The sequence below is a fragment of the Alteromonas sp. RKMC-009 genome, assembly GCF_003584565.2.
In the GTDB taxonomy this organism is placed as follows: Bacteria; Pseudomonadota; Gammaproteobacteria; order Enterobacterales; family Alteromonadaceae; genus Alteromonas.
In genome coordinates, this window is record NZ_CP031010.1 from 54,502 (window position 1) to 77,627 (window position 23,126).

A 23,126-nucleotide genomic window follows, 5' to 3' on the forward strand; every position below is an offset into this window, starting at 1 on the left:
TTTTAAAGTGGTCTGTGTTTTTGATTATCTTATGTCGGTTTATCGACCGGCAGACCATTAATTTGATTGTTTATTATTATATTGTTTTGCAACCAGCGCGATTAGCGATTTGGCTAACTCTGTTTTATTCGCCGGAGGCAACTGTACGTCATCCTCTTTCCAGATGACATGCAGCGCATTTTCGTCACTATTAAAGCCAAGCCCTTCCAGGGTGATGTCATTCGCAGCAATCATGTCGAGGTTTTTATTTTCTAATTTGCCCCGTGCATAAGCTTCCACATTCTGGCTTTCAGCAGCAAACCCTACCGTAAATGGCGGAGAGGGTAATGCAGCTACAGTCTTAAGAATATCAGGGTTTTTAACAAAAGTAAGTGTTAACTTATCATCAGATTTTTTGATCTTATTTTCTGCCTGATGGTTAATACGATAATCGGCAACGGCTGCCGCTGCAATGAAGATTTGCGCTGAGTTGATCTCACTCATAACTGCTTCGAGCATGTCATCAGCAGTTTGCACACTGATGCGTTTTATCCCGGGGGGTACTGTCAGGGAAACCGGGCCGGACACCAGCACAACCTCTGCGCCCTGCTCAGCCGCAGCCTGCGCTACGGCGTATCCCATTTTGCCACTGCTGTGATTCGATAGGTATCTGACCGGGTCAATGGGCTCTCTGGTTGGTCCCGCAGTAATGACAACTTTTTTACCTTCCAGCTTATTACCGGTCAGGGCACTGGCTAATGCTGATACGATAAGTTCCGGTTCTTCCATTCTGCCCGGTCCCACATCGCCACATGCCTGTTCGCCCGCTGCCGGCCCGATGAAACGGATGGCACGAAGTTGCAATTTTTGCAGGTTATCCTGCGTTGCCCGTGCCTGCCACATTTGCTGATTCATGGCAGGAGCAATGAAAACCTGAGCAGTGGTTGCAAGGTACAATGTTGAAAGCAGATCATCTGCCAGGCCATGCGCCAGTTTAGCCATGCAGTGCGCCGTGGCCGGTGCAATCAACAAAACATCGGCCCATTTCGCCAGTTCGATATGACCCATTCCGGCTTCGGCCTGCTCGTCCAGCAACTCGCTGTGAACCTGATGGCCGGAAACCGCCTGTAACGATAATGAACTGACAAATTCTGTTGCACCACGTGTCAGTACCACTCTCACGTCAGAGCCCTGCGCTTTCAGTTTTCTTACCAGATCCGGTGTTTTATAGGCGGCAATACCGCCGGTAACACCCAGAAGAATTTTTTTATTGAATAAGTGCATCGTGCATTTTTCAGACAATAAGATTGCGGTAAGCCTACCAGATGTTTTCTGTTACCGGTAGACAGACCGATCTGGCATTGCAGCCAGTAGTGAGCTTGTTTGTTAAAGCGTAGGCTGTTGTTCCGTATGATAAAGGAACAGATATGACCGGGTTAAAAACATGGCCGTTGGCTGAAAGGCCAAGGGAAAAGTTGTTTGAAAAAGGCGTGGCAGCCCTTTCTGATGCTGAAGTGCTGGCAGTGTTATTTGGCAGCGGTATGGGTGGTGCAGGGGCGTTGTGTATCGCGCGTAATCTACTGGACGAGTTCGGTTCTCTGCGGGAAGTAGTGTGTGCAAAAAAAGCTCGTTTATGTGATATCAAAGGAGTAGGCGATATGCGTTATGCACAAATTGCCGCAGTATCGGAAATATCCCGCAGAGTGCTGGAAACTCCGTTGAAATCGAGATCGGTATTTAATCATGTCAGTGATGTAGAAGCCTTCCTGCTGGCATCTCTGCGTCATGAGTATAAAGAGCATTTTGCCATTATGTGCCTAAACAGCCAGCACCATCTTATTGCTTTCAGAACACTTTTCACCGGCACATTGAATGCAGCAGCCGTGTATCCCCGTGAGATTGTAAAGCAGGTCATTGATGACAACGCCGCTGCGGTCATTCTGGTCCATAACCATCCTTCCGGCGTATCAGATCCCAGCGATGCCGATATTCGTCTTACCCGGGATGTAAAACATGCGCTCAATCTTATTGATGTCAGTGTGTTAGATCATTTTATCGTGGGAGATAATTCTGTGTTTTCTTTAGCACAGAAAGGATTGATGTAATTTTGAACCTTGCTATACTGAAGTCTACGATCCTGACAGATCGTCGGCGATCCATGCGACGAGCATGTGAAACGTATATTTTTTACGACCAAATTATGCCTGGAGAGTAGTCACTTAGTGACAAATGCTTTAGGATAGTGCGTCGGTGGATTTTTAATAAAGGACAATTATGAAACAGTCATTAATTTCATTGGTCATCGGTGCAACCATGGCTTTTGGTGCTGTTGCACAAGACAATTCTGGGGAAGGTTCCACTGGAGCTGCTGGTAGCATGACTGCCGGTTCTATTGCTACTGGTGTTATCGGCCTGGGCGTATTAGGCGCAATCGTGAGCAACAACCGTGGTTCAGCTGACCTGGACGATGTTGTAGATCCAGATCCAACTTGTAACGATGGTGACGAGCTGGTTGACGGTGTATGTGTTGGCTCAACGACTACAGTAACTGACACTGTTACTGTATCTGGTACGCAAACTATTACAGTTACTACTCCTATCACAGTAACTTATACTTACGCACCTCAGTAAGTTCTGAATGTATTTTGAAAGCCGCCCCTTAACCGGAGCGGCTTTTTTATTTCTGGTGTACCCCGCCGTTTTTTCATCGCTTTACTAATAAGATGTTTAGGAATATGTTCCGCAGGATTCTTTCTTCTCTGTTCGCCCTGGTACTGGTCAGCGGTTGTTCCAGCACGAATAAAGCTTATTACGACACGCTCAAACTGGCCTTCACGCAATCTGACAATACCGTTTCCTCTGAAACTCTGAGACAAAGCAAAGCGGATTTAATGGCCGTTAAACATGGTGATCGTGTGCAGATCATCATGGCGCTGGCCTATATCGAAGGTGAAACACAAACCTGGGTATCCGCTGATCATGCCTTACTATCCATGCAAAAGGGCGTGATTACCGAAACTCACGGACTCGCAAACGATTTAATTTATCACTCAGATCTTTTGGCTAATCCACTGTTTGATCCAACCGGCGCAGCGTTGTCATGGGATTATCTGGTGGACGTTGAAAATTATGGCTACGGACTGGATGTACAAACTGTCTGGCAGCGCGGTGAGGCAAGCCAGTTAACGGTTATGGATCATGAATTTTCTGTGTATCTGGTTGAACAAACTGTTAATTTTAACGGCGCCAGCCCGTTTTATGAAACGGGGACACAGTGGGTAAACCGTTACTGGTTTGATGATAAAAGTGGTGAAATGCTGAAATCTGAACAACTGTTATCGCCGGCCGGAGAGTTAATTACCATGACGTATCTGAGTCGTGCCCAGAGACTGATTGATGGTCAGGAGGTGAAGCCATGAAAGGATTGATGGCGCTAATCATTATCTCATTATTCAGTGCATCCACGCTGGCATCGGTGAATGTAAAAGTAAACGGTCAGCAGTACCGTTATCTTAATCCGGTCAGGCTGTCTCTTATTTTGCAGACCACGGCAAAAAATGGCGACTGGTACTGGCCCGCCTGTGCTATTTACAGCGAAGACACTGCAGACGTTGAAGCCATGCGTAAAGACGTATTGCAGTCCATTGATGCGGTAGCTGTAGATTTAAGTGTGAACGACGAAAAAGCGATTGCACTGAATGCGCTTAAAAGACAGGTAGAAAACTGGACGCTGGCAAAACGCCTGCCTGTTAAGTTAAACCGGAACGCGGCCCGGCTTGACGTGAAGCAAAATCCTATGCTTCAGGAAGGGAATTACGCCATTTACCTTACTGGCAGACCGGATACCGTGTGGCTCAGTGGCATGGTGAAAACGCCGGGGTCATATGAATACCGTAATCAGAGTACGCCGGCAGATTACGCTGAAGGGGTGAACCTGAGAGGCTATGCCGACCCTGATTATGTGTATGTCATTTCCCCCCGCGGAGAAATCACTAAACAGAATATCGCGTACTGGGGGAAATCTTATTCTCAAGTCATGCCCGGCAGTCAAATTTACGTGCCGTTGTTTACCTGGTTGTTATCGCCTGACGTTGATGATTTAAATGAAAAAGTGGCCAGTCTTGCTGTTCACAGGGTGCTGCCATGATGAAATTTAAAGGAACGCACACACGGTGTGCGGTAGCTGTTGCTGCTGCCTGTTTTAGTAGTGCTGCGATGAGTAACGACAGCGTAACGCTACAGGTTCAGCCTTCACAGATGGTGCAGGGCGGAACCGGACTGATACAGACACCAACTTCGCGAATGGGTGAGGAAGGTGATTTATTTATTAATTACACCGACAATCAGGAATACCGGTTCTGGTCGGTGAATTTACAGTTGTACGACTGGATGCAGGCCACTGCCCGTTATACCGACGTACGTACCCGGCTTTACAGCGATGTACCAAGTTTCAGTGGCGATCAAACGCTGAAAGACAAGGGTCTGGATGTAAAATTCAGATTATTGAAAGAAGGGTTTTATTTCCCTGAAGTGTCGCTGGGTTTCCGTGACTTTGGTGGCACCGGTTTTTTCGAAAGCGAATATGTCACAGCATCAAAAGCCTGGGGGCCGTTCGACTTTCACCTTGGCCTTGGCTGGGGTTATATGGGCACTGCCGACGATATTACTAATCCTTTCTGTAAGCTGAAAGACAGTTACTGTGACAGACCGACCGGATTCTCAGGCCGGGGCGGTAAAGTTGACTATCAGCAATTCTTCAAAGGCCCTATGGCTGTATTTGGTGGTATTGAGTATCAGACTCCCTGGGAGCCTCTGCGCCTCAAGCTGGAATACGAAGGGAACAATTATACCAATGACCGGGCGGGTGCACTGGAGCAGGATACCCGCTTTAACATCGGTGCCGTGTACCGTTGGAAAGGATTCGACTTCTCTGCAAACTATCAGCGCGGAAATACATTCGGATTTGGTGTGACTTATCACTTCAATATGAATACCGCTAAACAGGTGAAAATAGATAAGCCGCCCAGAGATATCGTGCAGTCAAAACCTGCTACAGGTGTGGATTCCGTTAATAAGCGCCGCTTATACCGTGACCTGGCATTTGATGGCGGCTTTATTCTTTCTGATGCCTCTATCGAAGAAGATAAAGCCATTTTCTACGGTAATCAGATTGCATACCGTGATAAAAATGAGGCGGCTGAGCGGATTGGACGTATTGCTGCATCTGAGTTGCCTGAGTCGGTGAAGTCTTATCATATCGTCGAAAATGCCGGTCGTTTACCGCTGGTGGATACTGTCATTGATGCGGATGCATTTAAAGTGGCTGCTAAATACGAAGATATCGAAGCAGATATTAAGCAGACATACACGCGACAGGCGCCGGAAGACAATGTACTCGATAAGTATGATCCGGAAAAAACCAGCGGATTGTTCCATTCTGTCGACTTCTTCTATACGCAGACATTCGGTAACCCGGAAGATTTTTATCTTTATCAGGGCGGCCTGATCCTGAGTGGCGGCTATGCGATAAACCAGAACTGGACTGCAATTTCCAGTATCCGCGCCACACTCTTCGACAATTTCGACAAGTTCAGTTTTACCGTTGACCAGGATACCTCAACCCTTCCCCGTGTACGAACCTACGTGCGTGAATATGTGGAAAATGACTTGTGGGTTGATACCGCCTTCATGCAGTGGAATGACAGCCTTGGCAATGATTTCTTCGCCCAGGCTTACGGTGGCTACCTGGAAACCATGTACGGCGGTGCTGGTGGTGAAGTACTCTGGCGTCCTGTAGACAGTTCTCTGGCGTTTGGTGTGGACATAAATTACGTTAAGCAGCGTGATTATGATGATCAGTTCAGTTTCCTGGACTATACAGCCTTCACCGGCCACATCAGTGCTTACTGGGAACCTGAGTTTCTGGATGACACCATGCTGACGGTGAGCGCCGGACAGTTCCTTGCTAAGGACAAAGGGGTGAATATTGATTTCGCCAAGCGCTTCGACAGCGGTATTGTGGTGGGAGCGTATGCTGCATTTACCGATGTATCGTCAGAAGAGTACGGAGAAGGAAGCTTTACCAAAGGTTTCTATATTTCCGTGCCGCTGGATTTATTTACGCTGAAGCCGGCGAAAGGGCGTGGTACGTTCCCCTGGATCCCGATTTCACGTGATGGCGGACAAATGTTAAGACGGCCGGCGAGACTGATTGATTTCACGAATGCGCGATCGTCATTCCTGGATTGATCTGATCATTGAGTAAAAGATCTGCGATCAGATCGTTACAGGATCGATTTTAGGTGGTATTATGCGCCCCCGATTGTGCGTGACGGATGAATTTTCATGGTCTGCGCGCGGCTAAAAAATGAGTTAGCGTAAAAAATGTCGCGATGAAAAGAAGGTTTTTAGCCTTTTTTATTGAAATCTGCGTCTGTTTGCTGTATAAAATGCGCCCTCTAATTTATCGTAATATCGTCAACTGACCCGGAATACTTATTAGGTGGGATCGATTGGCGCGACAGTTTTGTAGTTCTGGAGACAAATACAATGTCAAGAGTATGCCAAGTTACTGGTAAGCGTCCAGCGGTTGGTAATAACCGTTCGCACGCGCGCAATGCGACTCGTCGTCGCTTTTTGCCAAATCTTCAAACTCACCGTTTTTGGGTTGAGAGCGAAAACCGTTTTGTTAAACTGCGTCTGTCTGCTAAAGGCATGCGTATCATCGATAAAAAGGGTATCGATTCAGTTCTGACTGATCTTCGTGCCCGTGGTGAGAAAATCTAAGGAAGCCGACAATGCGTGATAAAATTAAATTAGTTTCTTCAGCAGGTACAGGTTTCTTCTACACCACTGACAAAAACAAGCGTAACATGCCTGGCAAAATGGAGATCAAAAAATACGATCCCGTTGTGCGTAAGCACGTTATGTTCAAAGAGGCAAAAATCAAGTAATAAAACTTGCTTTTGTCTCCACGAAAACCCGGCTCTTGCCGGGTTTTTTGCGTTTAGCCTCCAGTGCGTTAATCTTACCGGAAAAGGCGCAACACCGGAGTGAGCGCCCGTTCAGAAACCGTCTGCCGCAGGGATGCGGCAGCCGAGGCCCCATGGATGGGTTTACGCCGTGTTTCTGAACGGGCGCTGACAGCAGGTGTAGGAGCCTTTCCGGTTTCTTTAGTGAGTAACTTTATGGCTTTTCTTTCACAGCGCGGTATGAACAACGTAGTGATATTTTCTATGTTGCTTATGATTGCCTTGTTCAATCTGGATACATTTCTGCCATCGGCAAAAGCGCCCGCCGTGGTGCCGTTGATCCCGCAAGACGCTTATGTATTAAAAATAGAGCAGGGGCAGAGCCAGCTGGTCAGAAACGGACAGGGTTGGCGGCAGGTTTCTCCGGACCCGGAGATTGTCACTACTCCCGCGCAGCAAATCAGCGCCTGGCGTTCAGCAACGTTGCAGCCTGAGGAAATGGCGGCGGAGCCGCGCACTGAGCCTCTGGTAGCAGTGGTATGGCTGGCCGGCCAGTCTGACGGCCTGGTGTTTGCCTTTTATCCCCAACAAGATAAAACGCTGGTGAAAACAGAGAATGCCTGGTACCGCCTGAGTGATGCTACACTCACCGGTTTACTACCCTGGGATCAATAGGAAGTAATGTTCTATGCCTGAATTACCTGAAGTTGAGGTAAGCCGCCTCGGCATTTCGCCCTGGCTGATGAATCAGACAATCAGCAAAATCATTGTGCGTGATAAGCGGCTTCGCTGGCCTGTACCGGATGATATTTTTAAAGCTGAGGGCTGTGAAATCCGTAACATCCGCAGGCGGGCGAAATATTTATTGATAGATACCGGCAACGGAGAGATTGTGCTGCATCTGGGTATGTCCGGTAAATTACGTGTGATTGACGCCACGCATCCGCCGGTTAAACATGATCATATCGATATTGTGCTTGAGAGCGGTAAATGCTTACGTTTTAACGATCCCAGGCGCTTCGGAGCCTGTTTATGGCAGCCAACAGGTGAGATGCATAAACTGCTTTTGAAACTGGGGCCTGAGCCGCTTACAGACGATTTTGATGCACAACGGCTGGTGGAACTGGCAAAAGGGAAAAAGAGCCCGGTGAAAACCTTCATCATGGATAATGACGTGGTAGTGGGAGTCGGGAATATTTATGCCAATGAAGCGCTGTTTATGTCGGGTATCGACCCGCGCCGGGCAGCTGGTCGTGTCAGCGCAAAACGTTATGCTGTGCTGACAGACGCCATTAAAGAAGTGCTGGCAAAAGCCATTGAACAGGGCGGTACTACACTGAAAGATTTTGCTCAGAGCGACGGTAACCCCGGCTATTTCGCCCAGCATTTAAGAGTCTATGGCCGTGCCGGAAAGGAGTGTGAAGTGTGTGGCAGTGAAATCAAAAGCGTGGTGATTGGACAACGCAATACCTTCTACTGTCCGGAGTGCCAGAAATAGCTTTCATTGAGAAACACGGCGTAAACCCATCCAGCGGGTCCTGACTGCCGCATCTCTGCGGCAGACGGTTCATCACACTTTGCCAGCCATCACTTACCGTGGAAGCGCTGCTTCAGCGCTTCTTCCACGACCGGATGACAAAAATCAGTGACTTTACCCTTATGCAAAGCAACTTCTTTGACCAGCGTGGATGAGATAAACGAGTTTTCTTCTGCCGGGGTCAGGAACACACTTTCCAGCTTCGGATTCAGGCGGCGGTTCATATTCGCCAGTTGAAATTCGTACTCGAAGTCCGACACCGCCCGCAAACCACGGATGAGTATCGTAGCATTAATCTCATCAGCAAACGCGGCGAGGAGTCCGGTAAAGCCACGCACTTCTACGTTAGGTAAGTCTCTGGTGACTTCACGAATCATCTCCACCCGTTCTTCCAGCGAGAAAAGTGGCTTTTTGCTGGGGTTTGACGCAATAGCCACAATGACATGTGAAAACATTTGGGAAGCACGCTCGATTAAATCTGCATGCCCGTTTGTTATCGGGTCAAAAGTGCCCGGGTAAATGGCTCGTGTGTGCATAGTGTGTCTTCTTTTCTGTAGAGATAACGAAATTACCTGTCTGCGGGCTGAGTTTCAATCACACAGATTGCAAGCCCTCAAGAAAGGCATTCCAGTCGCTTTGCTGCCAGTGAAATCCGGCATGCTTATTTTTTTCTTTAACCAGTGAGCGTAAAAAACGCGCCACGTTTCGGGTTTTCCATTTATCGCCGGCGCGGAAGTCACAGCGATCAAAATCAATGATCCAGATTTCTTCCCGACTATCTATCATCACATTTCTCACATTCAAATCGTGATGGTACACACCGGCACGGTGCATTCTGGCTACGGCAACACCTGTGGCGAACCATCTGTCTTCCGGTAACGGTTGGCGGCATAGCACAGCATGCAGATCCTGACTCTCAGGAATCATTGCGGTAATTAAATCCCCACGGTATACCAGACCACTGCGCTGTACATGTGCGGCCACCGGGCGGGGGACGTTCAAACCCTGGTCACGCATGGCTGACAGCAAACGAAGTTCTTTAAAGGGACGTGTTGCCTCAAGTCCGCCAAACACATACTGGTCGTCAAGCAACTTGCCCGGTAATCCGCCGCGACGATAATGGCGCAGCACAAGCGCCTCTCCGTCTACGTCCAGAAATAACGTGGTTCCCCGGCCTTTCGCCTGACCGTTAACTGCACCTTTTTCCTGCCACCATTGCGGGTCAAACCACTGCGGTGTAATTTGCGGATATTCATCTGCGCAGGTCAGGATATGGTGACTGCCTGCTGACACTTGTTTTATCGCCATGCTACATCGTTAATGTGGTAAATTGGTCATTGTAATGAAAATTTCACAGTTTTCAGCTTTAGAGGTGGGTCCTTGAAGAAAAAGATTTGTTTGATGAGGTTGTCTGCTATTGGCGATGTCTGCCATGCGGCGGCGTTAGTCCATCGGATAAAACAACACTGGCCGGATGCAGAGTTAACCTGGGTCATCGGCAAAATTGAATATGAGCTGATGAAAATGTTGCCGGACGTCCGTTTTATCGTGTTCGATAAAAAGCAGGGCAAACAGGCCGTTAATGCCCTGCGCGAAGCCGTCAGCGGAGAATATTTTGATGCATTGCTGATGATGCAGGTGGCATTAAGAGCGAACCTGGCTTCAAGGGTTATCAAGGCCCGTGAGAGGATCGGCTTCGACTGGGCCAGAAGCAAAGAGCTTCACTGGCTGTTTGCCAATAAAAGGGTCAAAGCGAGGCAGCATGCGCATGTTCTGGACGGCTTCATGGATTTCGGCGACGCACTTGGTCTGCCTCCAGCCGGAAAGCCTGAGTGGGATTTACCCCTGCCTGAAAGTGCTTTTGAATTTGCCGCGGAACTGGCAGAAGAATATCGCCGTTATGCGGTAATCAGCCCTGCAGCAAGCAAAGCTGAAAGAAACTGGTTACCTGAGCGCTATGCGGCGGTTGCTGACCACCTGCATGAAAAAGGCATTCCTGTGATACTGTGCGGTGGCCCCGGGCCAGTTGACCGGCAACTTGCCGATGCCATTTTACGTTGCACCAGCCATATCGCCCGCGACCTGGTAGGTAAAACTTCATTGCACGATATGCTGGCCGTGCTTGAGCGGGCATCACTGGTGATCGCACCGGATACCGGCCCTGCACATATGGCAACGATGGCCGGCACTCCGGTTATCGGTTTATACGCCCACTCTAATCCCCGCCGGACCGGCCCGTACAATGATTTACAGCGCGTCGTGTCGGTTTACGATGAGTGTATTAAGGAGCAAACCGGCAAATCCTGGGAATCACTGCCCTGGGGAACAAGAGCGAAAGGACCGGACTTGATGTCCCGGATTTCAACAGCCAGTGTTATTCAAATGGTTGACCAGTTGCTGTAGATTTATTGGTTATTTTGTATGAATGTGATTTTCCTCAAAAAAAATCACGCAAAATGGCCAGAACCCTCTACACTGTATATACGCAAAATTCTATCAGACACGTTTCTTTAAGGATGAGGTGTCATTTGCTCATTTTCTTCCGCCAGGACGTTGCGACCAGACAGGGTCTCCCGCTGCTACGGATGCTTGTAGCCTGCATCATTCTGTGTATCACTTTTTCAGCCCATGCTTCTGAAGCGGCAGTGATTCTGAATAAAAATATTCAGCAACATCAACTTACCCGCAGTGAAGTGCGCGATATTTTTTCAGCCCGCAAACAGTACTGGCCCGATGGCACAAAAATTACGGTGTATGTGCTGGAATCAAATTCAGATGCTCACCGGGACTTTTGCCGGCAAGTGCTGAAAATGTTTCCCTATCAGCTGGAAAGGCTGTGGAATCAAATTATTTATTCCGGTCAGGGAGAACGGCCTAAGACTCTCGCAACTCAAACTGAAGTGCTGGAAGCCGTAGCCAGCACGCCGGGCGCCGTCGGCTATGCGTATCAGGGTACCTGGTCGCAGGACGTCAGGGAGGTTATCGTACCATGAAGTCTTTTCCTGCCATTTTTGTATTTTTCTTTTCTTCACTGGTCGCCCGGCACTGCCTGGCTGAAGATGCGTTCAGCTGGCACGGGTTTCTCTCTCAGGGAATAAGCCAGTCAATCGACAGCGACTTTATCCATGAAGATGATGAAATCAGCTTTGACCTCACTGAGTTGGGTATAAACATGCGCTACGACATGAACGCTTCCCTTGCTGTGGTCGGGCAGGCTGTTTATCTGAATGGCGGTAATCGCTATGAGCGCGGTGCCAGAATTGACTATTTGTTTGTCGACTGGCGTTTACCTGATATGGAAAACTGGACCGCAAATATCAACCTGGGCCGTTTTAAAAGTCCGCACTGGTTATATTCCGCCACCCGGGATGTACCGCAAACCCGTTCTACTATCATTCTCCCGCAGTCCATTTATTTCGATAATTTCCGTGATGTAGCGCTGGGCAGTGATGGAGTGTTACTGCAATTGTACCGCTCCTCTGACGAGGGAAATCTGAAGATAAACTGGAGTTACGGCAGTTCCCCCATGAGCAGCTATCAGACAAAAGCGTTGCTGGGCGAATTTGCACAGGGAGAATTGAAGCAGGACTATGCCCATCAGTTCAGTGTGTTCTGGCAGCCGCCGTCACTGGACTGGCAACTGGGCGCAAGCTGGCTGGATTCCGACTTCACTTACCATCCATCAGCCAATGAAAACCTGTTCGAGGGCGGAAGGACTGTCAGGTTATATACGTTGTCTGCGGTTTACTATGCGGAAAACTGGGAGTTTAATGCAGAGCTGCAGCGTAATCACAGTCGTGATTTCGGCGGCTATTCACCAGCCTTCTTTGATGAAAATAAAGGGGAAGGGGGATATGCGCAGATCCGTTACATGCTTAATTCTCAGTTTACCCTGACGCTGGGATACGACATGTATGTCTCCGACCGCAATGATCGTGATGGTGAAAAGCTTGAAGCGGCAACCGGTGGTGTCATTCCTGCTTATTTTGGCTATGAGAAAACCGCTACGGTAGGCGTTCAGTGGGATCCAAGGCCCAACTGGCGTATCCAGGCTGAGCACCACTGGGTAAACGGAGCCGGCCGGCTGACAAGCATTCCCGGCCCTCAGAATACACCAGACACAGCCGAGTACTGGCGAATGTGGGCAGTACAGGTTATGTACTGGTTCTGATATGAAAGTTAAAGTATCGGTTACCACCAAATTACTGAGCATTGTCGTTGCAATGATGCTTACTGTAACAGTCGCTATCGCGGTAATGCTGATTGCGCAGTCGCAAAGCAATATCGAGCAGCAGCACAAAGACTTCCAGCTTAAAAATCAGCGTCAGATGGCATGGATGGACGAATTGTTCACTGTAAGGCTGTTGGTCTGGGTGGAAACTTTTTCCCGCTGGGGCCATACCGAAACCTTATCAGAGCAGGAATTACTTAACGCTTTGAAAGAGTCTGAGGATGCGCTGAATGTCAGCCTGCAAATCAGTGACATGTGGCTGTTCAATGCAGACGGTAAGCTGATAACCGGTAACCGTGAAAAGATGCCCGTGTTCATACCGGAGATGGAGCAACATACCCGGGATCAAATTCGCCCGCAGAACCGGTTTGATTGTCGTGAGATGTGTTACCGCTACGTGACCGCGCCCATCATGATAGAAGATCAACAAATCGCGGTGCTGGTGCTCAGTTCCAGCTTCGGTGAACTTCTGGCTGCACTTTCCCAGTTTTCCAGCGCTTATAAAATTGCCATTGTGCGCTACGAAGGATACAGCGCTGACAATATTGATTTAAAAATTGTCAGTCAGTTGTCGAATCAGAATCAACAAATCGTCAATACTGTACTGGCGGCGACGCCTTCAGATGCCACCACTGAAGGGATGGTTGAACGGGGCGTGCTGGTCAAACAGGATAAGAAGCGCCTGCTGGTGAGCTTGCTGCCTATGTCTGAACAGCATTACTACATTCTGTTTATCCGCGATATTACGGCGGTCGTTGAGTCGGTAAACGCCTACCAGAACATGGTTATCGGTACAGCCATCACACTTTTCTTTCTCTTTACTGTTTTGCTGCTGTTACTTATCCACCAATATAAAACCAAGTTGCTTCAGCTGGTGGAGCGGCTACCGTTACTGGCAGAACACAGGTATCAGGAGTTTTCCCATGGCAGTAGTTTTCGCCGTCAATGGAAAGACAAGCTGTTCCCTGATGAACTCGATTTGCTGGAAGAAACGGCGCATAACCTTGCTGAACGGCTGGAAGAACAGGATTCAAAGATTGCAGCGTCGAACGCCCAGCTTGAAAACATGGCCATGTTTGATGGCCTGACAGGCCTGCCAAACCGCACAATGATGACCTTTCAGATTGAAAAACACATTGTGAACGCCACCCGTGATCAGGGGCTGGCTGCGGTGTTATTTCTCGACCTGGATGATTTTAAAAAGGTCAATGACAGTCACGGCCATGATGTCGGCGACAAATTAATTCATGCTGCTTCTGAGCGTATAGCCAATGCAGTAGGTGAACACGACCTGGTCGGGCGCTTTGGCGGAGATGAGTTTGTTATTTTACTCAGCAAAGTCCGTGATAAAAGTGAAGTGGAAGCGGTGGCGAAATCGGTTATTAACGTGTTTTCACGGCCTATTCAGGTAGATTCCCTGCCGTTTTACGTGTCTACCAGTATCGGTGTTGCCATCACTAATCAGCCCGAAACAACGGCGATGGAGCTGTTGCGGCATGCTGACATTGCCATGTATGAAGCCAAAGCATTGAAAGGCGCCTCTTTCAAACTTTACGATGCATCGATGAATATTAAGGTCATGCGTAAAGTAGAACTTGAGCGGGAAGCCCGTGTGGCGCTGAGAGAAAACCAGTTCAGTCTGGCATTGCAGCCGCAAATCAGTATTGATACTTTCCGGCTGGAAGGCTTTGAAGCGCTTATCCGCTGGTATCACCCGGTAAAAGGATATATTTCTCCGGGGGAATTCATTCCCATGCTGGAAAATACGCCGTTTATGCTGGAACTGGATTACTGGGTACTCACCCGTTCTCTGCGTATTCTCAATGAGTTGAATATCAGTGGATACAGTGAACTGAAAATGGCAATTAATATCTCTGCTGCACAGTTTTCAGATATCACACTGCCCAATTTTCTGGCCCAGCAACTGGCACTCTATGAGCTGGCTCCGGATAAAGTGGAGCTGGAGCTGACAGAAACCGCGCTGGTGTCTGATATGGATTCCGCCATTGATGTGTGCAAAGCCTTGCAGGATATGGGGTGTCTGGTGGCTATCGATGACTTCGGCACCGGTTATTCGTCGTTGAGTTACCTGAAATCCCTGCCTGTAGATTACGTAAAGATCGATCAGTCTTTTATCAGCGGCATGCTGGATAATCCGGAAGATGCCAATATTGTGGAATCTACCATCGCCCTCGTCAGAAGTCTGGGAAGAACCGTGATAGCTGAGGGGGTGGAAACGCCGGAACAACTGGGCAAACTGGGAGAGTTTTACTGTCATCAGGCCCAGGGTTATTTAATCAGCCCGCCCATTCCTGAAGCGCAACTCTGGGAGCGGCTGGAGAAAAACGTCAAAGACGGCTGCTGGCAAAATGTGGATAAACGCAACGCTGGCAGTTCTCAGCATCAGTTTGAGTTTTGATCTCAGAAATAATCCGCAAATGCCGGGCAAAGGTGTGCGAAAAAATTTACACTCCCCGTCTGCAGGTTTGAACCCTTGATACAGCAAGGCTGTACCCATCAATACCCAACCATTAGAATACGCGTTTTCGACGGCGGAGAGAAACATGTCACAGTCATTTATCACGCATTTGCGTGAGCAGATAGAAGAAGTAAAACAAGAAGGTCTGTACAAAAATGAGCGGGTTATTACTTCACAGCAGCAAGCTGACATTGCCGTCGACGATGGCAGTGAAGTCATTAACTTTTGCGCGAACAATTATTTAGGTCTGGCCAATCATCCGGATCTGGTATCGGCAGCCAAAGAAGGCCTGGACAGTCATGGATTTGGCATGGCGTCGGTGCGCTTTATCTGCGGTACGCAGGATATTCACAAACAACTGGAAGGGAAAATCAGCGATTTTCTGGGTACCGAAGACACCATTTTGTACCCGTCCTGTTTTGACGCCAATGGCGGCTTATTCGAAACCTTGCTCGGGCCGGAAGATGCGATCATTTCTGATGCACTGAATCACGCCAGCATCATCGACGGTGTGCGCTTATCCAAAGCAAAACGTTACCGCTATGCAAATAACGATATGGACGCACTCGAAGCGCAACTTAAGCAGGCCGTTGCTGATGGCGCACGGTTTAAAATTATCGCCACCGACGGTGTGTTTTCCATGGACGGCGTTATCGCCAACCTGAAAGGCGTGTGCGATCTTGCAGACAAATACGATGCGATGGTGATGGTTGATGACTGTCACGCTACCGGTTTTCTCGGTGAAAATGGCCGTGGCAGCCACGAATACTGTGACGTTATTGGCCGCGTTGACATCATCACCGGCACGCTGGGTAAAGCCCTTGGCGGAGCATCCGGCGGTTACACCTCCGGCAAGAAAGAAATTGTTGAATGGTTACGTCAGCGCTCACGTCCGTACCTGTTTTCTAATTCCGTTGCGCCTCCCATCGTATCTGCCTCACTGAAAGTGTTCGATATGATGGCTGACGGTCATGCACTGCGTGAGCAACTGTGGAAAAACGCTGTGCATTTCCGTACACGCATGGAAGAAGCGGGCTTTACTCTGGCGGGTAAAGATCACGCCATCATTCCGGTTATGTTAGGTGATGCCCGTCTGGCCAGTGAAATGGCCGAAAAAATGCTGGCGAAAGGTATTTATGTTGTGGGCTTCTCTTATCCCGTCGTACCAAAAGGTCAGGCCCGTATCCGCACGCAAATGTCAGCCGGCCACACCATTGAGCATGTAGATAAAGCTGTGGATGCGTTTATCGAAGTGGGTAAAGAGTTAGGAGTTATCTGATGAAGTCACTGGTAAAAGCGCATCGCGAACCCGGGATCTGGATGCAGGATACGGCAGAGCCGGAAGTGGGTCACAACGATCTGCTGATCAAAATTCGTAAAACCGCTATTTGCGGTACCGACATGCATATTTATAACTGGGACGAATGGTCTCAGAAAACCATCCCTGTACCCATGGTCGTTGGTCATGAGTATGTGGGTGAAGTTGTGGGCATGGGTCAGGAGGTGGCCGGTTTCAAAATTGGTGACAGAGTGTCCGGTGAAGGTCATATCACCTGCGGGCATTGCCGTAACTGCCGTGCCGGGCGTCGTCATCTGTGCCGGAATACCGAAGGGGTTGGTGTTAACCGGGCCGGTGCTTTTGCAGAATATCTGGTGATTCCGGCGTTCAACGCATTCCGCATTCCTGACAATATCAGCGATGATATGGCGTCAATCTTCGACCCGTTCGGTAACGCTGTACATACTGCATTGTCCTTTGATCTGGTCGGTGAAGATGTGCTGATTACCGGTGCCGGTCCTATCGGTATTATGGCTGCGGCAGTAGCGAAGCATGTTGGTGCACGTCATGTGGTGATCACTGACTTAAACCCGTACCGTCTTGAACTGGCCGAAAAAATGGGTGCAACCCGTGCGGTCAACGTGGGTACCACCTCATTAAAAGATGTCATGAACGAACTGGGCATGACCGAAGGCTTCGATGTGGGCCTTGAGATGTCCGGTGTCCCTGCTGCTTTCCGTGACATGTTAGATAAGATGAATAATGGCGGAAAGGTTGCTATGCTGGGGATCCCGCCAACTGATGTGGCGGTAGACTGGAATCAGGTGATTTTCAAAGGCTTAACCATCAAAGGTATTTACGGCCGTGAAATGTTTGAAACCTGGTACAAGATGGCCAGTCTGTTACAAAGTGGTCTGGATATTTCTCCTGTTATTACCCATCAGTACAGTATCGACGATTTTCAGAAAGGGTTCGATACCATGGGGTCAGGGCAGTCCGGAAAAGTTATTCTTAACTGGTAGTTATCAACAATGTCAGAATTTCAGCATATCAGCGTACAGGATGCAGCAGCCAGACTCGGCGAGTTTGCGGTTGTCGATATTCGTGATCCGCAATCTTTTGCAACAGGGCACATGCCTGATGCTCTTCATCTCAGTAATGACAATTTCGCTGAATTTCTGACAAACACTGCCAAAGACAAACCCGTGCTGGTGGTGTGCTATCACGGCGTCAGCAGCCAGCAGGCGGCTAACGTTATCGCGCAGCAGGGCTACGATTCCGTGTACAGCATGGACGGCGGCTTTGAAGCGTGGAAGCTCTCTCAGGATGTGGTGACAGCATAAACGTGAGTACACCGTTAATTGCTATTACCAATGAAAGTTACGCTCATCTGCTGGCGAATTATCTGACCAGCCAGCAGTTACCTTCTCAGGTTGCAGATTCTGAAAAAGAGGGTGAGTACATTATTGTACTCGCTGATGGCGGAGACATTAGCCGTGCGACTGCAATTTGCGAAGAGTTCATCCGTCAGCCAGGCCATCCTAAATATCAGCAGGCTGCCTGGGAAAACGGTGAGCACGTGGCATTACATCCTTCGAAATCCGGTAATCTCGGCATCGGCAATTTGTTGTCGTGGGCGAAAACTGCGCCGTTCGCAGCCTCCGTTCTGTTCATCTGTACACTGGTTTATGCCTTATCCTGGCTCGGCTTCTTCGGTACTGTCAGTCAGTACCTGAAAATGCAGCCTGTGGGACAGTTGCTGCAAACCCATGAGTACTGGCGCCTGATTACCCCTGCATTCATACATTTCTCTGCATTACATTTTATTTTTAATCTGTTGTGGTGGAGTATGCTGGGCGCGCAGATTGAACGCACCTTTGGTTTCTCCATGTTACTGCTGGTGTTTGTGGTCTCCGCGATAGCATCAAATCTCGCGCAGGCTGTGGTAAGTGGTCCTGCCTTCGGCGGTTTGTCCGGTGTGGTTTATGCCGTACTCGGATTCGTATGGTGGATTGGCTGGCTGAGACCATCCTGGGGATTATCTATTCCCAAAGCCATTGTTGGCTTTATGCTGGTGTGGCTGGTACTGGGCTATGCTGATGTGCTGTGGGTGAACATGGCCAACACGGCTCATACTGTCGGCCTCATCAGCGGTTGTTTGATGGCGGCGTTACTGGCACTGGGCTCAGGCCGCCGCAAACCGGCTCAGCTGTGATACAGATACTTGGTAAAGATGACGTCTTTTACAATGCTTGCGCCGGTCTCTTTACGCATGTGATCCTGCAGCGCCTTTAAAATTGCCAGCCGGATGTCTTCCCGTCCGGTGAGCGATTTCACTTTATCTTCCGGTTGCTGACCAAATATCTCGATGGCTGTCGCACGCAATAGTGGCAGGTGATGCTCTGCAATATCGAGTACATCCACACTGTCTATCATCAATTCTACCGTGACCCGCACATAGCCAAGTTTTTTCGCGGAAGGACCAATGTAATTAGTAATAATGTCCGGCTCCAGGCTTAAATACCCGTAGTTCGGAGCATCCTGGGCATGGCTTGAAAAGCTCAGCAGGCTACAAAGTAATGACAACGCTGCGAATGCACGAAGAGATAACATTTTCATAGGCTATACAGAATTTCAGTCAGTTAACGCGTTACAAGTATGAGTGTAGTTTAGCAAACGCCGCGAAATAAACACCGCAATATAGGGTATCTTTGCACAGGACTTTGGGCTCAGTGCTATACCAATGCTAAGATAGGACCGTTATCTTCAATGGTGTATTAGTCTTTGGAATTAGATTTAACCTTTCCCGCCGGTCTTGATGTTGCCTGGGAAGCTGCCAGTGCTGCTCAGGCTTTGCCGGTCTGTGCCCGTTCCTGGTTGCTGGACACCGGCTCACTGACCGACCGGATAGAATCCCTTACAGACAAATTTTCTCTGGCACTGGTGGGGGAAGGCAATGCGCCGCTCCATGATGCTGAATTATCTTGTCTCAGTGCTGTGGCGCCACCAGATGGCGACGGTAAATACATTGTTCGTGAAGTCCTGCTGCAGAATGGCGGCACGCCCTGGGTATTCGCCCGCTCGGTAATTCCGGTGGTGCTGATGGAAACTGAATTTAATCAGCTTGGCAGTCAGCCTCTGGGTAAGCGTTTATTTAATGATGACCGCTTCGAACGCGGCGCCTTTGAGTTATGTAAAGTGGGTAATTCATCTTTCGCCGGCGATACCGGTATCACGCTTCTTGGCCGGCGCTCCTGCTTTCATTACCGGCAGCATGCCCTGCTGGTCGCTGAACTGTTCTTACCTGCATCACCTGTTTATCAAACGGAACGTTAAACATGTCACTTGAATTGTCTTTTAGTAACTGGCGGGCGTACATGCAACTGACCCGCATGGACAAACCCATCGGTATTTATTTACTGCTGTGGCCCACTATCTGGGCGCTGGTTATCGCTGCCGGTGGCCTGCCGGATTTGGGGCTCTCGCTGATATTCATCGCCGGCGTGGTATTGATGCGTTCTGCCGGCTGTATCATCAACGACTACGCAGACAGAAAAGTAGATGGCAGTGTAAAGCGCACCAATCAGCGTCCGCTGGTAGCGGGCACAGTAACTGAAAAAGAAGCCTTGCAGTTGTTTGCTTTGCTGGTCGGGATCTCGTTTTTACTGGTTTTGCTGCTTAACTGGCAAACCATTGCACTGTCAGTCGTTGCCCTGTTACTTGCTGCCAGTTATCCGTTTATGAAGCGCTACACCCACATGCCGCAAGCTGTGCTGGGTGCGGCATTCGGATGGGGGATCCCCATGGTTTTTGCGGCCACACTGGGGTATGTGCCCGTTGAAGGCTGGCTGCTGTTTATTGCTAATCTGGCATGGACCATCGCTTACGATACTTACTATGCCATGGTCGACCGCGATGATGATTTGATTGTCGGCATTAAATCGTCTGCTATTTTATTTGGTAAAAACGACCGCCTGATCATTGGCTTACTGCAACTGTTCACGTTGGGTGTTCTGGGAAGTATTGCGGTTTCACTGAATTACGGCTGGCCAGTGTATGTGGCGCTGGTGGCCTGTGCCGTTTTATTTGCTATTCAGTCTTACGAAACACGGGATCGCGGGCGGATGGCCTGCTTTAAAGCGTTTCTGGACAATCACTATGTCGGTTTAGTGTTTGCTGTGGGGTTAATGGTCGACAGAATAGGCCTTAACGCATTGTAGCGTTAAGGCGTTTACTGCAGCGCTGAAACAATTATGCGTCCGGTGTATTGTCTTCTTCAAGCTTAGCCAGACGGGCTTCCAGGGCTTCCAGTTTTTCACGGGTACGGATCAGTACCTGGCTTTGAATATCAAATTCTTCCCGCGTAACAAGGTCCAGTTTGCTTAACTGGGCCTGCAATACCTGCTTCACCCGTGCCTCGGCTCCTTCGGCCATATTGCGTACCCCGGGTGGTACAGCGTCTGAAATTTGTTTGGCGATTTCTTCGAGTTTTTTCGGATCAAGCATACTATTTCCTTTATAATGCGCGTCATCGCGACTATGTGTTTCGTATTCTAATTAGATGCCGCGCACATGCAATTAAAAAACCGTCATTCTCTCAAACCGTTAGCTCGCTCCTTTTCATTATGAAGTTAAATGATGCACAACAATCTGCTGTGACGTACGTCTCCGGACCTTGTCTGGTACTGGCTGGTGCCGGAAGCGGAAAGACGCGCGTAATCACCAATAAAATAGCTCACCTGGTGAGGGAATGCGATTTGCCGGCGCGGCAAATCGCCGCTGTGACCTTTACCAATAAGGCTGCGCGGGAAATGAAAGAGCGGGTAGGGCAGACTCTTGGCAAGCAGGAGGCCAGAGGCCTGAAAGTGTGTACGTTTCACACCCTGGGCCTGACCATCATCAAGGCTCATGTCAAAGAGCTTGGGCTCAAACCCGGCTTTTCATTATTTGACGATAAAGATTCCACAGCGCTACTGAATGACTTAACCGAAGACACTATCGACGGCGACAAAGATCAACTTCAGTTGCTGCAAAGCTGTATTTCAAACTGGAAGAATGACCTGTTATTACCCGATGCGCTGGCGAAAAAAGCCACCAGTGCCGGTGAACGGGAATTTGCAGAAGCTTACCGTCATTATCAGAATCACCTGCGGGCCTATAACGCGCTGGATTTTGATGATCTTATCCTGCTGCCTACTTTACTGCTTAAAACCAATGAGCAGGTCAGGTTGAAGTGGCAAAGTAAAATCCGCTATTTGCTGGTGGACGAATATCAGGATACTAATACCAGTCAGTATGAACTGGTTAAACTGCTGGTGGGAGAGCGGGCAAGGTTTACTGTGGTAGGTGACGACGACCAGTCGATATATTCCTGGCGTGGTGCGCGTCCGCAGAACCTGCATTTACTGCAAGAGGATTTCCCGAAACTGAATGTGATAAAGCTGCAGCAGAATTACCGGTCTTCAGGCCGGATCCTGCATTGCGCCAACATTCTTATCCAGAACAACCCGCACCTGTTTGATAAAACCCTTTTCTCTGAGATGGGCTACGGCGAACCCTTGCGTGTTCTTTCGGCCAAGAACGAAGAACACGAAGCGGAAAGAGTCGTCGCCGAACTGATTGCGCATAAGTTTATGAACCGCACCCAGTACAAAGACTACGCGATTTTGTACCGTGGTAATCACCAGAGCCGTCTGTTCGAAAAGCTGCTGATGAGCAACCGTATTCCTTACCGTATCAACGGTGGCATGTCGTTCTTCGGCAGAACTGAAGTGAAAGACATCATGGCCTATCTGCGCTTGCTGGTGAATCAGGATGACGATAACGCCTTCCTGCGTGTTGTTAATACACCGAACCGGGGAATTGGCCGTGCAACACTTGAGAAACTGGGAAATTTTGCTAATCAGGTCGGTATTTCGCTGTTTGCTGCTACCACACACTCAGGCCTTTCCGGCGTATTAGGTGAATCGGCTTACCAGCGTGTTGCCGGGTTTGGACGGTGGGTGGTGGAAACCTCGGATAATGTAGTGCGCGGCGACAGCAAAGCGGTATTAAGGGATATGATCCGTTCCATGCAGTACGAAGAGTTTCTGTATGAGCATAGTCCCAGTCCCAAAGCGGCTGAAATGGCCATGGCGAACGTCAGTACCCTGTTTGGCTGGGTGACTGATATGCTGGAAGGGTCTGATTTAGAGTCACCGATGACCATGCAGGAAGTGGTAAACCGTCTTATTTTGCGCGACATGATGGAGCGGGGCGAGGAAGACGGCGAAGCCGATCAGGTGCAACTGATGACATTGCACGCTTCTAAAGGTCTGGAGTTTCCGGTGGTGTTCCTGGTGGGAATGGAAGAAGGCTTACTGCCTCACCAGAGCAGTATTGATGAAGATAACGTGGAAGAAGAACGGCGTCTGGCTTATGTAGGGATCACCCGTGCCCAGCGCGAACTTATCTTTAGTCTGGCGAAAGAGCGCAGACAGTTCGGTGAAGTTATCAACCCTGAGCCCAGTCGCTTCCTCTACGAACTGCCTGTAGATGACGTTGTGTGGGAAGAAAAGAAAGTGAAACCCTCAGCGGAGCAGCGCAAAAAGACCAACGAAGCGGGACTCGCCAGCTTAAAAGCCATGTTAGGGAAGAATTAAAGCGCGTTG

The 23,126-nt window shown here is 49.1% G+C and carries 25 protein-coding genes; 20 read left to right on the top strand and 5 right to left on the bottom strand.

The window, feature by feature from the left end; genetic code table 11:
* Positions 1-57: 57 nt before the first annotated feature.
* Entirely contained in the window at positions 58-1,263 is a 1,206-nt protein-coding gene (coaBC, locus tag DS731_RS00250) for a bifunctional phosphopantothenoylcysteine decarboxylase/phosphopantothenate--cysteine ligase CoaBC (RefSeq protein WP_119499459.1), read from the bottom strand.
* A 143-nt stretch (positions 1,264-1,406) separates the two neighbouring features.
* Here coaBC and radC point away from each other — a divergent pair, with 143 nt between their 5' ends.
* The 9 genes from radC to mutM all read left to right on the top strand — a co-directional run bounded on the left by radC (position 1,407) and on the right by mutM (position 8,448).
* On the top strand, positions 1,407-2,084 hold the full coding sequence (radC, locus tag DS731_RS00255; RefSeq protein WP_119499460.1) for a RadC family protein: 678 nt from the start codon (positions 1,407-1,409) through the stop codon (positions 2,082-2,084).
* A gap of 169 nt (positions 2,085-2,253) precedes the next feature.
* Entirely contained in the window at positions 2,254-2,610 is a 357-nt protein-coding gene (locus DS731_RS00260) for a hypothetical protein (RefSeq protein WP_119499461.1), read from the top strand.
* Positions 2,611-2,714: 104 nt separating this feature from the next.
* Positions 2,715-3,398, top strand: a complete 684-nt coding sequence (locus DS731_RS00265) for a YjbF family lipoprotein (RefSeq protein WP_161599055.1) — start codon at positions 2,715-2,717, stop codon at positions 3,396-3,398.
* The gene (locus tag DS731_RS00270; protein ID WP_119499463.1) at positions 3,395-4,126 is read left to right on the top strand and encodes a capsule biosynthesis GfcC family protein; all 732 of its coding nucleotides are present in this window, start codon (positions 3,395-3,397) and stop codon (positions 4,124-4,126) included. Before DS731_RS00265 ends, DS731_RS00270 begins: the two co-directional genes overlap by 4 nt.
* Positions 4,123-6,228 carry a YjbH domain-containing protein gene (locus DS731_RS00275; RefSeq protein WP_332311121.1) on the top strand — a complete coding sequence of 702 codons (2,106 nt, stop codon included), beginning with the start codon at positions 4,123-4,125 and terminating at the stop codon, positions 6,226-6,228. The genes DS731_RS00270 and DS731_RS00275 overlap by 4 nt, the downstream gene beginning before the upstream one ends.
* Before the next feature lie 300 nt (positions 6,229-6,528).
* Positions 6,529-6,765 (top strand): 50S ribosomal protein L28, encoded by a 237-nt coding sequence (gene rpmB / locus DS731_RS00280; RefSeq protein WP_119499464.1) that lies wholly within the window; start codon positions 6,529-6,531, stop codon positions 6,763-6,765.
* Between the two features lie 11 nt (positions 6,766-6,776).
* A complete protein-coding gene (gene rpmG / locus DS731_RS00285; protein ID WP_012516577.1) occupies positions 6,777-6,932 on the top strand; it encodes a 50S ribosomal protein L33 in 156 nt (51 codons plus the stop codon).
* A 99-nt stretch (positions 6,933-7,031) separates the two neighbouring features.
* On the top strand, positions 7,032-7,625 hold the full coding sequence (locus DS731_RS00290) for a hypothetical protein (protein ID WP_232373449.1): 594 nt from the start codon (positions 7,032-7,034) through the stop codon (positions 7,623-7,625).
* A 13-nt stretch (positions 7,626-7,638) separates the two neighbouring features.
* Positions 7,639-8,448 (top strand): bifunctional DNA-formamidopyrimidine glycosylase/DNA-(apurinic or apyrimidinic site) lyase, encoded by an 810-nt coding sequence (gene mutM / locus DS731_RS00295; protein WP_119499465.1) that lies wholly within the window; start codon positions 7,639-7,641, stop codon positions 8,446-8,448.
* An 89-nt stretch (positions 8,449-8,537) separates the two neighbouring features.
* Here mutM and coaD read toward each other — a convergent pair whose 3' ends face one another.
* Both coaD and DS731_RS00305 read right to left on the bottom strand, forming a co-directional pair.
* Entirely contained in the window at positions 8,538-9,023 is a 486-nt protein-coding gene (gene coaD / locus DS731_RS00300; protein WP_119499466.1) for a pantetheine-phosphate adenylyltransferase, read from the bottom strand.
* Between the two features lie 58 nt (positions 9,024-9,081).
* Positions 9,082-9,795, bottom strand: a complete 714-nt coding sequence (locus DS731_RS00305) for a 3-deoxy-D-manno-octulosonic acid kinase (protein WP_119499467.1) — start codon at positions 9,793-9,795, stop codon at positions 9,082-9,084.
* A gap of 93 nt (positions 9,796-9,888) precedes the next feature.
* On the opposite strand from DS731_RS00305, the gene DS731_RS00310 reads away from it, so the two are divergent.
* From DS731_RS00310 to glpG, 8 genes are all read left to right on the top strand, one after another.
* On the top strand, positions 9,889-10,890 hold the full coding sequence (locus tag DS731_RS00310; RefSeq protein ID WP_119499468.1) for a glycosyltransferase family 9 protein: 1,002 nt from the start codon (positions 9,889-9,891) through the stop codon (positions 10,888-10,890).
* A 182-nt stretch (positions 10,891-11,072) separates the two neighbouring features.
* On the top strand, positions 11,073-11,480 hold the full coding sequence (locus DS731_RS00315) for a hypothetical protein (protein ID WP_119499469.1): 408 nt from the start codon (positions 11,073-11,075) through the stop codon (positions 11,478-11,480).
* Positions 11,477-12,658 (top strand): hypothetical protein, encoded by a 1,182-nt coding sequence (locus tag DS731_RS00320; RefSeq protein WP_232373451.1) that lies wholly within the window; start codon positions 11,477-11,479, stop codon positions 12,656-12,658. The genes DS731_RS00315 and DS731_RS00320 overlap by 4 nt, the downstream gene beginning before the upstream one ends.
* 1 nt (position 12,659) lies before the next feature.
* Positions 12,660-15,137 (top strand): putative bifunctional diguanylate cyclase/phosphodiesterase, encoded by a 2,478-nt coding sequence (locus DS731_RS00325; RefSeq protein ID WP_119499470.1) that lies wholly within the window; start codon positions 12,660-12,662, stop codon positions 15,135-15,137.
* Between the two features lie 145 nt (positions 15,138-15,282).
* The gene (locus DS731_RS00330) at positions 15,283-16,476 is read left to right on the top strand and encodes a glycine C-acetyltransferase (protein ID WP_119499471.1); all 1,194 of its coding nucleotides are present in this window, start codon (positions 15,283-15,285) and stop codon (positions 16,474-16,476) included.
* On the top strand, positions 16,476-17,498 hold the full coding sequence (gene tdh / locus DS731_RS00335; protein ID WP_119499472.1) for an L-threonine 3-dehydrogenase: 1,023 nt from the start codon (positions 16,476-16,478) through the stop codon (positions 17,496-17,498). The genes DS731_RS00330 and tdh overlap by 1 nt, the downstream gene beginning before the upstream one ends.
* Positions 17,499-17,507: 9 nt before the next feature.
* Positions 17,508-17,819, top strand: coding sequence for a thiosulfate sulfurtransferase GlpE (gene glpE / locus DS731_RS00340; protein ID WP_119499473.1), 312 nt, complete (start codon positions 17,508-17,510; stop codon positions 17,817-17,819).
* Between the two features lie 2 nt (positions 17,820-17,821).
* Complete coding sequence (glpG, locus tag DS731_RS00345; protein ID WP_119499474.1) at positions 17,822-18,691, top strand: rhomboid family intramembrane serine protease GlpG; 870 nt, start codon at positions 17,822-17,824, stop codon at positions 18,689-18,691.
* Here the strand turns inward: glpG and DS731_RS00350 are convergent.
* Complete coding sequence (locus DS731_RS00350; RefSeq protein ID WP_442858435.1) at positions 18,682-19,095, bottom strand: flagellar basal body-associated protein FliL; 414 nt, start codon at positions 19,093-19,095, stop codon at positions 18,682-18,684. The two genes, glpG and DS731_RS00350, sit on opposite strands and share 10 nt — an antisense overlap.
* A gap of 165 nt (positions 19,096-19,260) precedes the next feature.
* Between DS731_RS00350 and DS731_RS00355 the strand changes: the two genes are divergently transcribed.
* Entirely contained in the window at positions 19,261-19,812 is a 552-nt protein-coding gene (locus DS731_RS00355; protein WP_119499475.1) for a chorismate--pyruvate lyase family protein, read from the top strand.
* A gap of 2 nt (positions 19,813-19,814) precedes the next feature.
* Positions 19,815-20,696 (top strand): 4-hydroxybenzoate octaprenyltransferase, encoded by an 882-nt coding sequence (ubiA, locus tag DS731_RS00360; RefSeq protein ID WP_119499476.1) that lies wholly within the window; start codon positions 19,815-19,817, stop codon positions 20,694-20,696.
* A gap of 31 nt (positions 20,697-20,727) precedes the next feature.
* Here the strand turns inward: ubiA and ubiK are convergent, their stop codons facing one another.
* Positions 20,728-20,982: a ubiquinone biosynthesis accessory factor UbiK gene (gene ubiK / locus DS731_RS00365; protein ID WP_119499477.1), complete on the bottom strand. Its 255-nt coding sequence runs from the start codon at positions 20,980-20,982 to the stop codon at positions 20,728-20,730.
* Between the two features lie 119 nt (positions 20,983-21,101).
* Here ubiK and rep point away from each other — a divergent pair, with 119 nt between their 5' ends.
* Positions 21,102-23,117, top strand: a complete 2,016-nt coding sequence (rep, locus tag DS731_RS00370) for a DNA helicase Rep (protein ID WP_119499478.1) — start codon at positions 21,102-21,104, stop codon at positions 23,115-23,117.
* Positions 23,118-23,126 lie beyond the last annotated feature (9 nt).

Bases quoted from the DNA above. Each gene is read 5' to 3' on its own strand.
- rep (WP_119499478.1), top strand. From the start codon at position 21,102: ATGAAGTTAAATGATGCACAACAATCTGCTGTGACGTACGTCTCCGGA.
- DS731_RS00270 (WP_119499463.1), top strand. From the start codon at position 3,395: ATGAAAGGATTGATGGCGCTAATCATTATCTCATTATTCAGTGCATCC.
- DS731_RS00275 (WP_332311121.1), top strand. From the start codon at position 4,123: ATGATGAAATTTAAAGGAACGCACACACGGTGTGCGGTAGCTGTTGCT.
- DS731_RS00305 (WP_119499467.1), bottom strand. From the start codon at position 9,795: ATGGCGATAAAACAAGTGTCAGCAGGCAGTCACCATATCCTGACCTGC.
- DS731_RS00315 (WP_119499469.1), top strand. From the start codon at position 11,073: ATGCTTGTAGCCTGCATCATTCTGTGTATCACTTTTTCAGCCCATGCT.
- ubiA (WP_119499476.1), top strand. From the start codon at position 19,815: ATGTCACTTGAATTGTCTTTTAGTAACTGGCGGGCGTACATGCAACTG.
- rpmG (WP_012516577.1), top strand. From the start codon at position 6,777: ATGCGTGATAAAATTAAATTAGTTTCTTCAGCAGGTACAGGTTTCTTC.
- mutM (WP_119499465.1), top strand. From the start codon at position 7,639: ATGCCTGAATTACCTGAAGTTGAGGTAAGCCGCCTCGGCATTTCGCCC.
- coaBC (WP_119499459.1), bottom strand. From the start codon at position 1,263: ATGCACTTATTCAATAAAAAAATTCTTCTGGGTGTTACCGGCGGTATT.
- DS731_RS00350 (WP_442858435.1), bottom strand. From the start codon at position 19,095: ATGAAAATGTTATCTCTTCGTGCATTCGCAGCGTTGTCATTACTTTGT.
- glpE (WP_119499473.1), top strand. From the start codon at position 17,508: ATGTCAGAATTTCAGCATATCAGCGTACAGGATGCAGCAGCCAGACTC.
- DS731_RS00330 (WP_119499471.1), top strand. From the start codon at position 15,283: ATGTCACAGTCATTTATCACGCATTTGCGTGAGCAGATAGAAGAAGTA.
- radC (WP_119499460.1), top strand. From the start codon at position 1,407: ATGACCGGGTTAAAAACATGGCCGTTGGCTGAAAGGCCAAGGGAAAAG.
- DS731_RS00265 (WP_161599055.1), top strand. From the start codon at position 2,715: ATGTTCCGCAGGATTCTTTCTTCTCTGTTCGCCCTGGTACTGGTCAGC.
- tdh (WP_119499472.1), top strand. From the start codon at position 16,476: ATGAAGTCACTGGTAAAAGCGCATCGCGAACCCGGGATCTGGATGCAG.
- rpmB (WP_119499464.1), top strand. From the start codon at position 6,529: ATGTCAAGAGTATGCCAAGTTACTGGTAAGCGTCCAGCGGTTGGTAAT.
- coaD (WP_119499466.1), bottom strand. From the start codon at position 9,023: ATGCACACACGAGCCATTTACCCGGGCACTTTTGACCCGATAACAAAC.
- ubiK (WP_119499477.1), bottom strand. From the start codon at position 20,982: ATGCTTGATCCGAAAAAACTCGAAGAAATCGCCAAACAAATTTCAGAC.
- DS731_RS00320 (WP_232373451.1), top strand. From the start codon at position 11,477: ATGAAGTCTTTTCCTGCCATTTTTGTATTTTTCTTTTCTTCACTGGTC.
- DS731_RS00260 (WP_119499461.1), top strand. From the start codon at position 2,254: ATGAAACAGTCATTAATTTCATTGGTCATCGGTGCAACCATGGCTTTT.
- DS731_RS00325 (WP_119499470.1), top strand. From the start codon at position 12,660: ATGAAAGTTAAAGTATCGGTTACCACCAAATTACTGAGCATTGTCGTT.
- DS731_RS00310 (WP_119499468.1), top strand. From the start codon at position 9,889: ATGAGGTTGTCTGCTATTGGCGATGTCTGCCATGCGGCGGCGTTAGTC.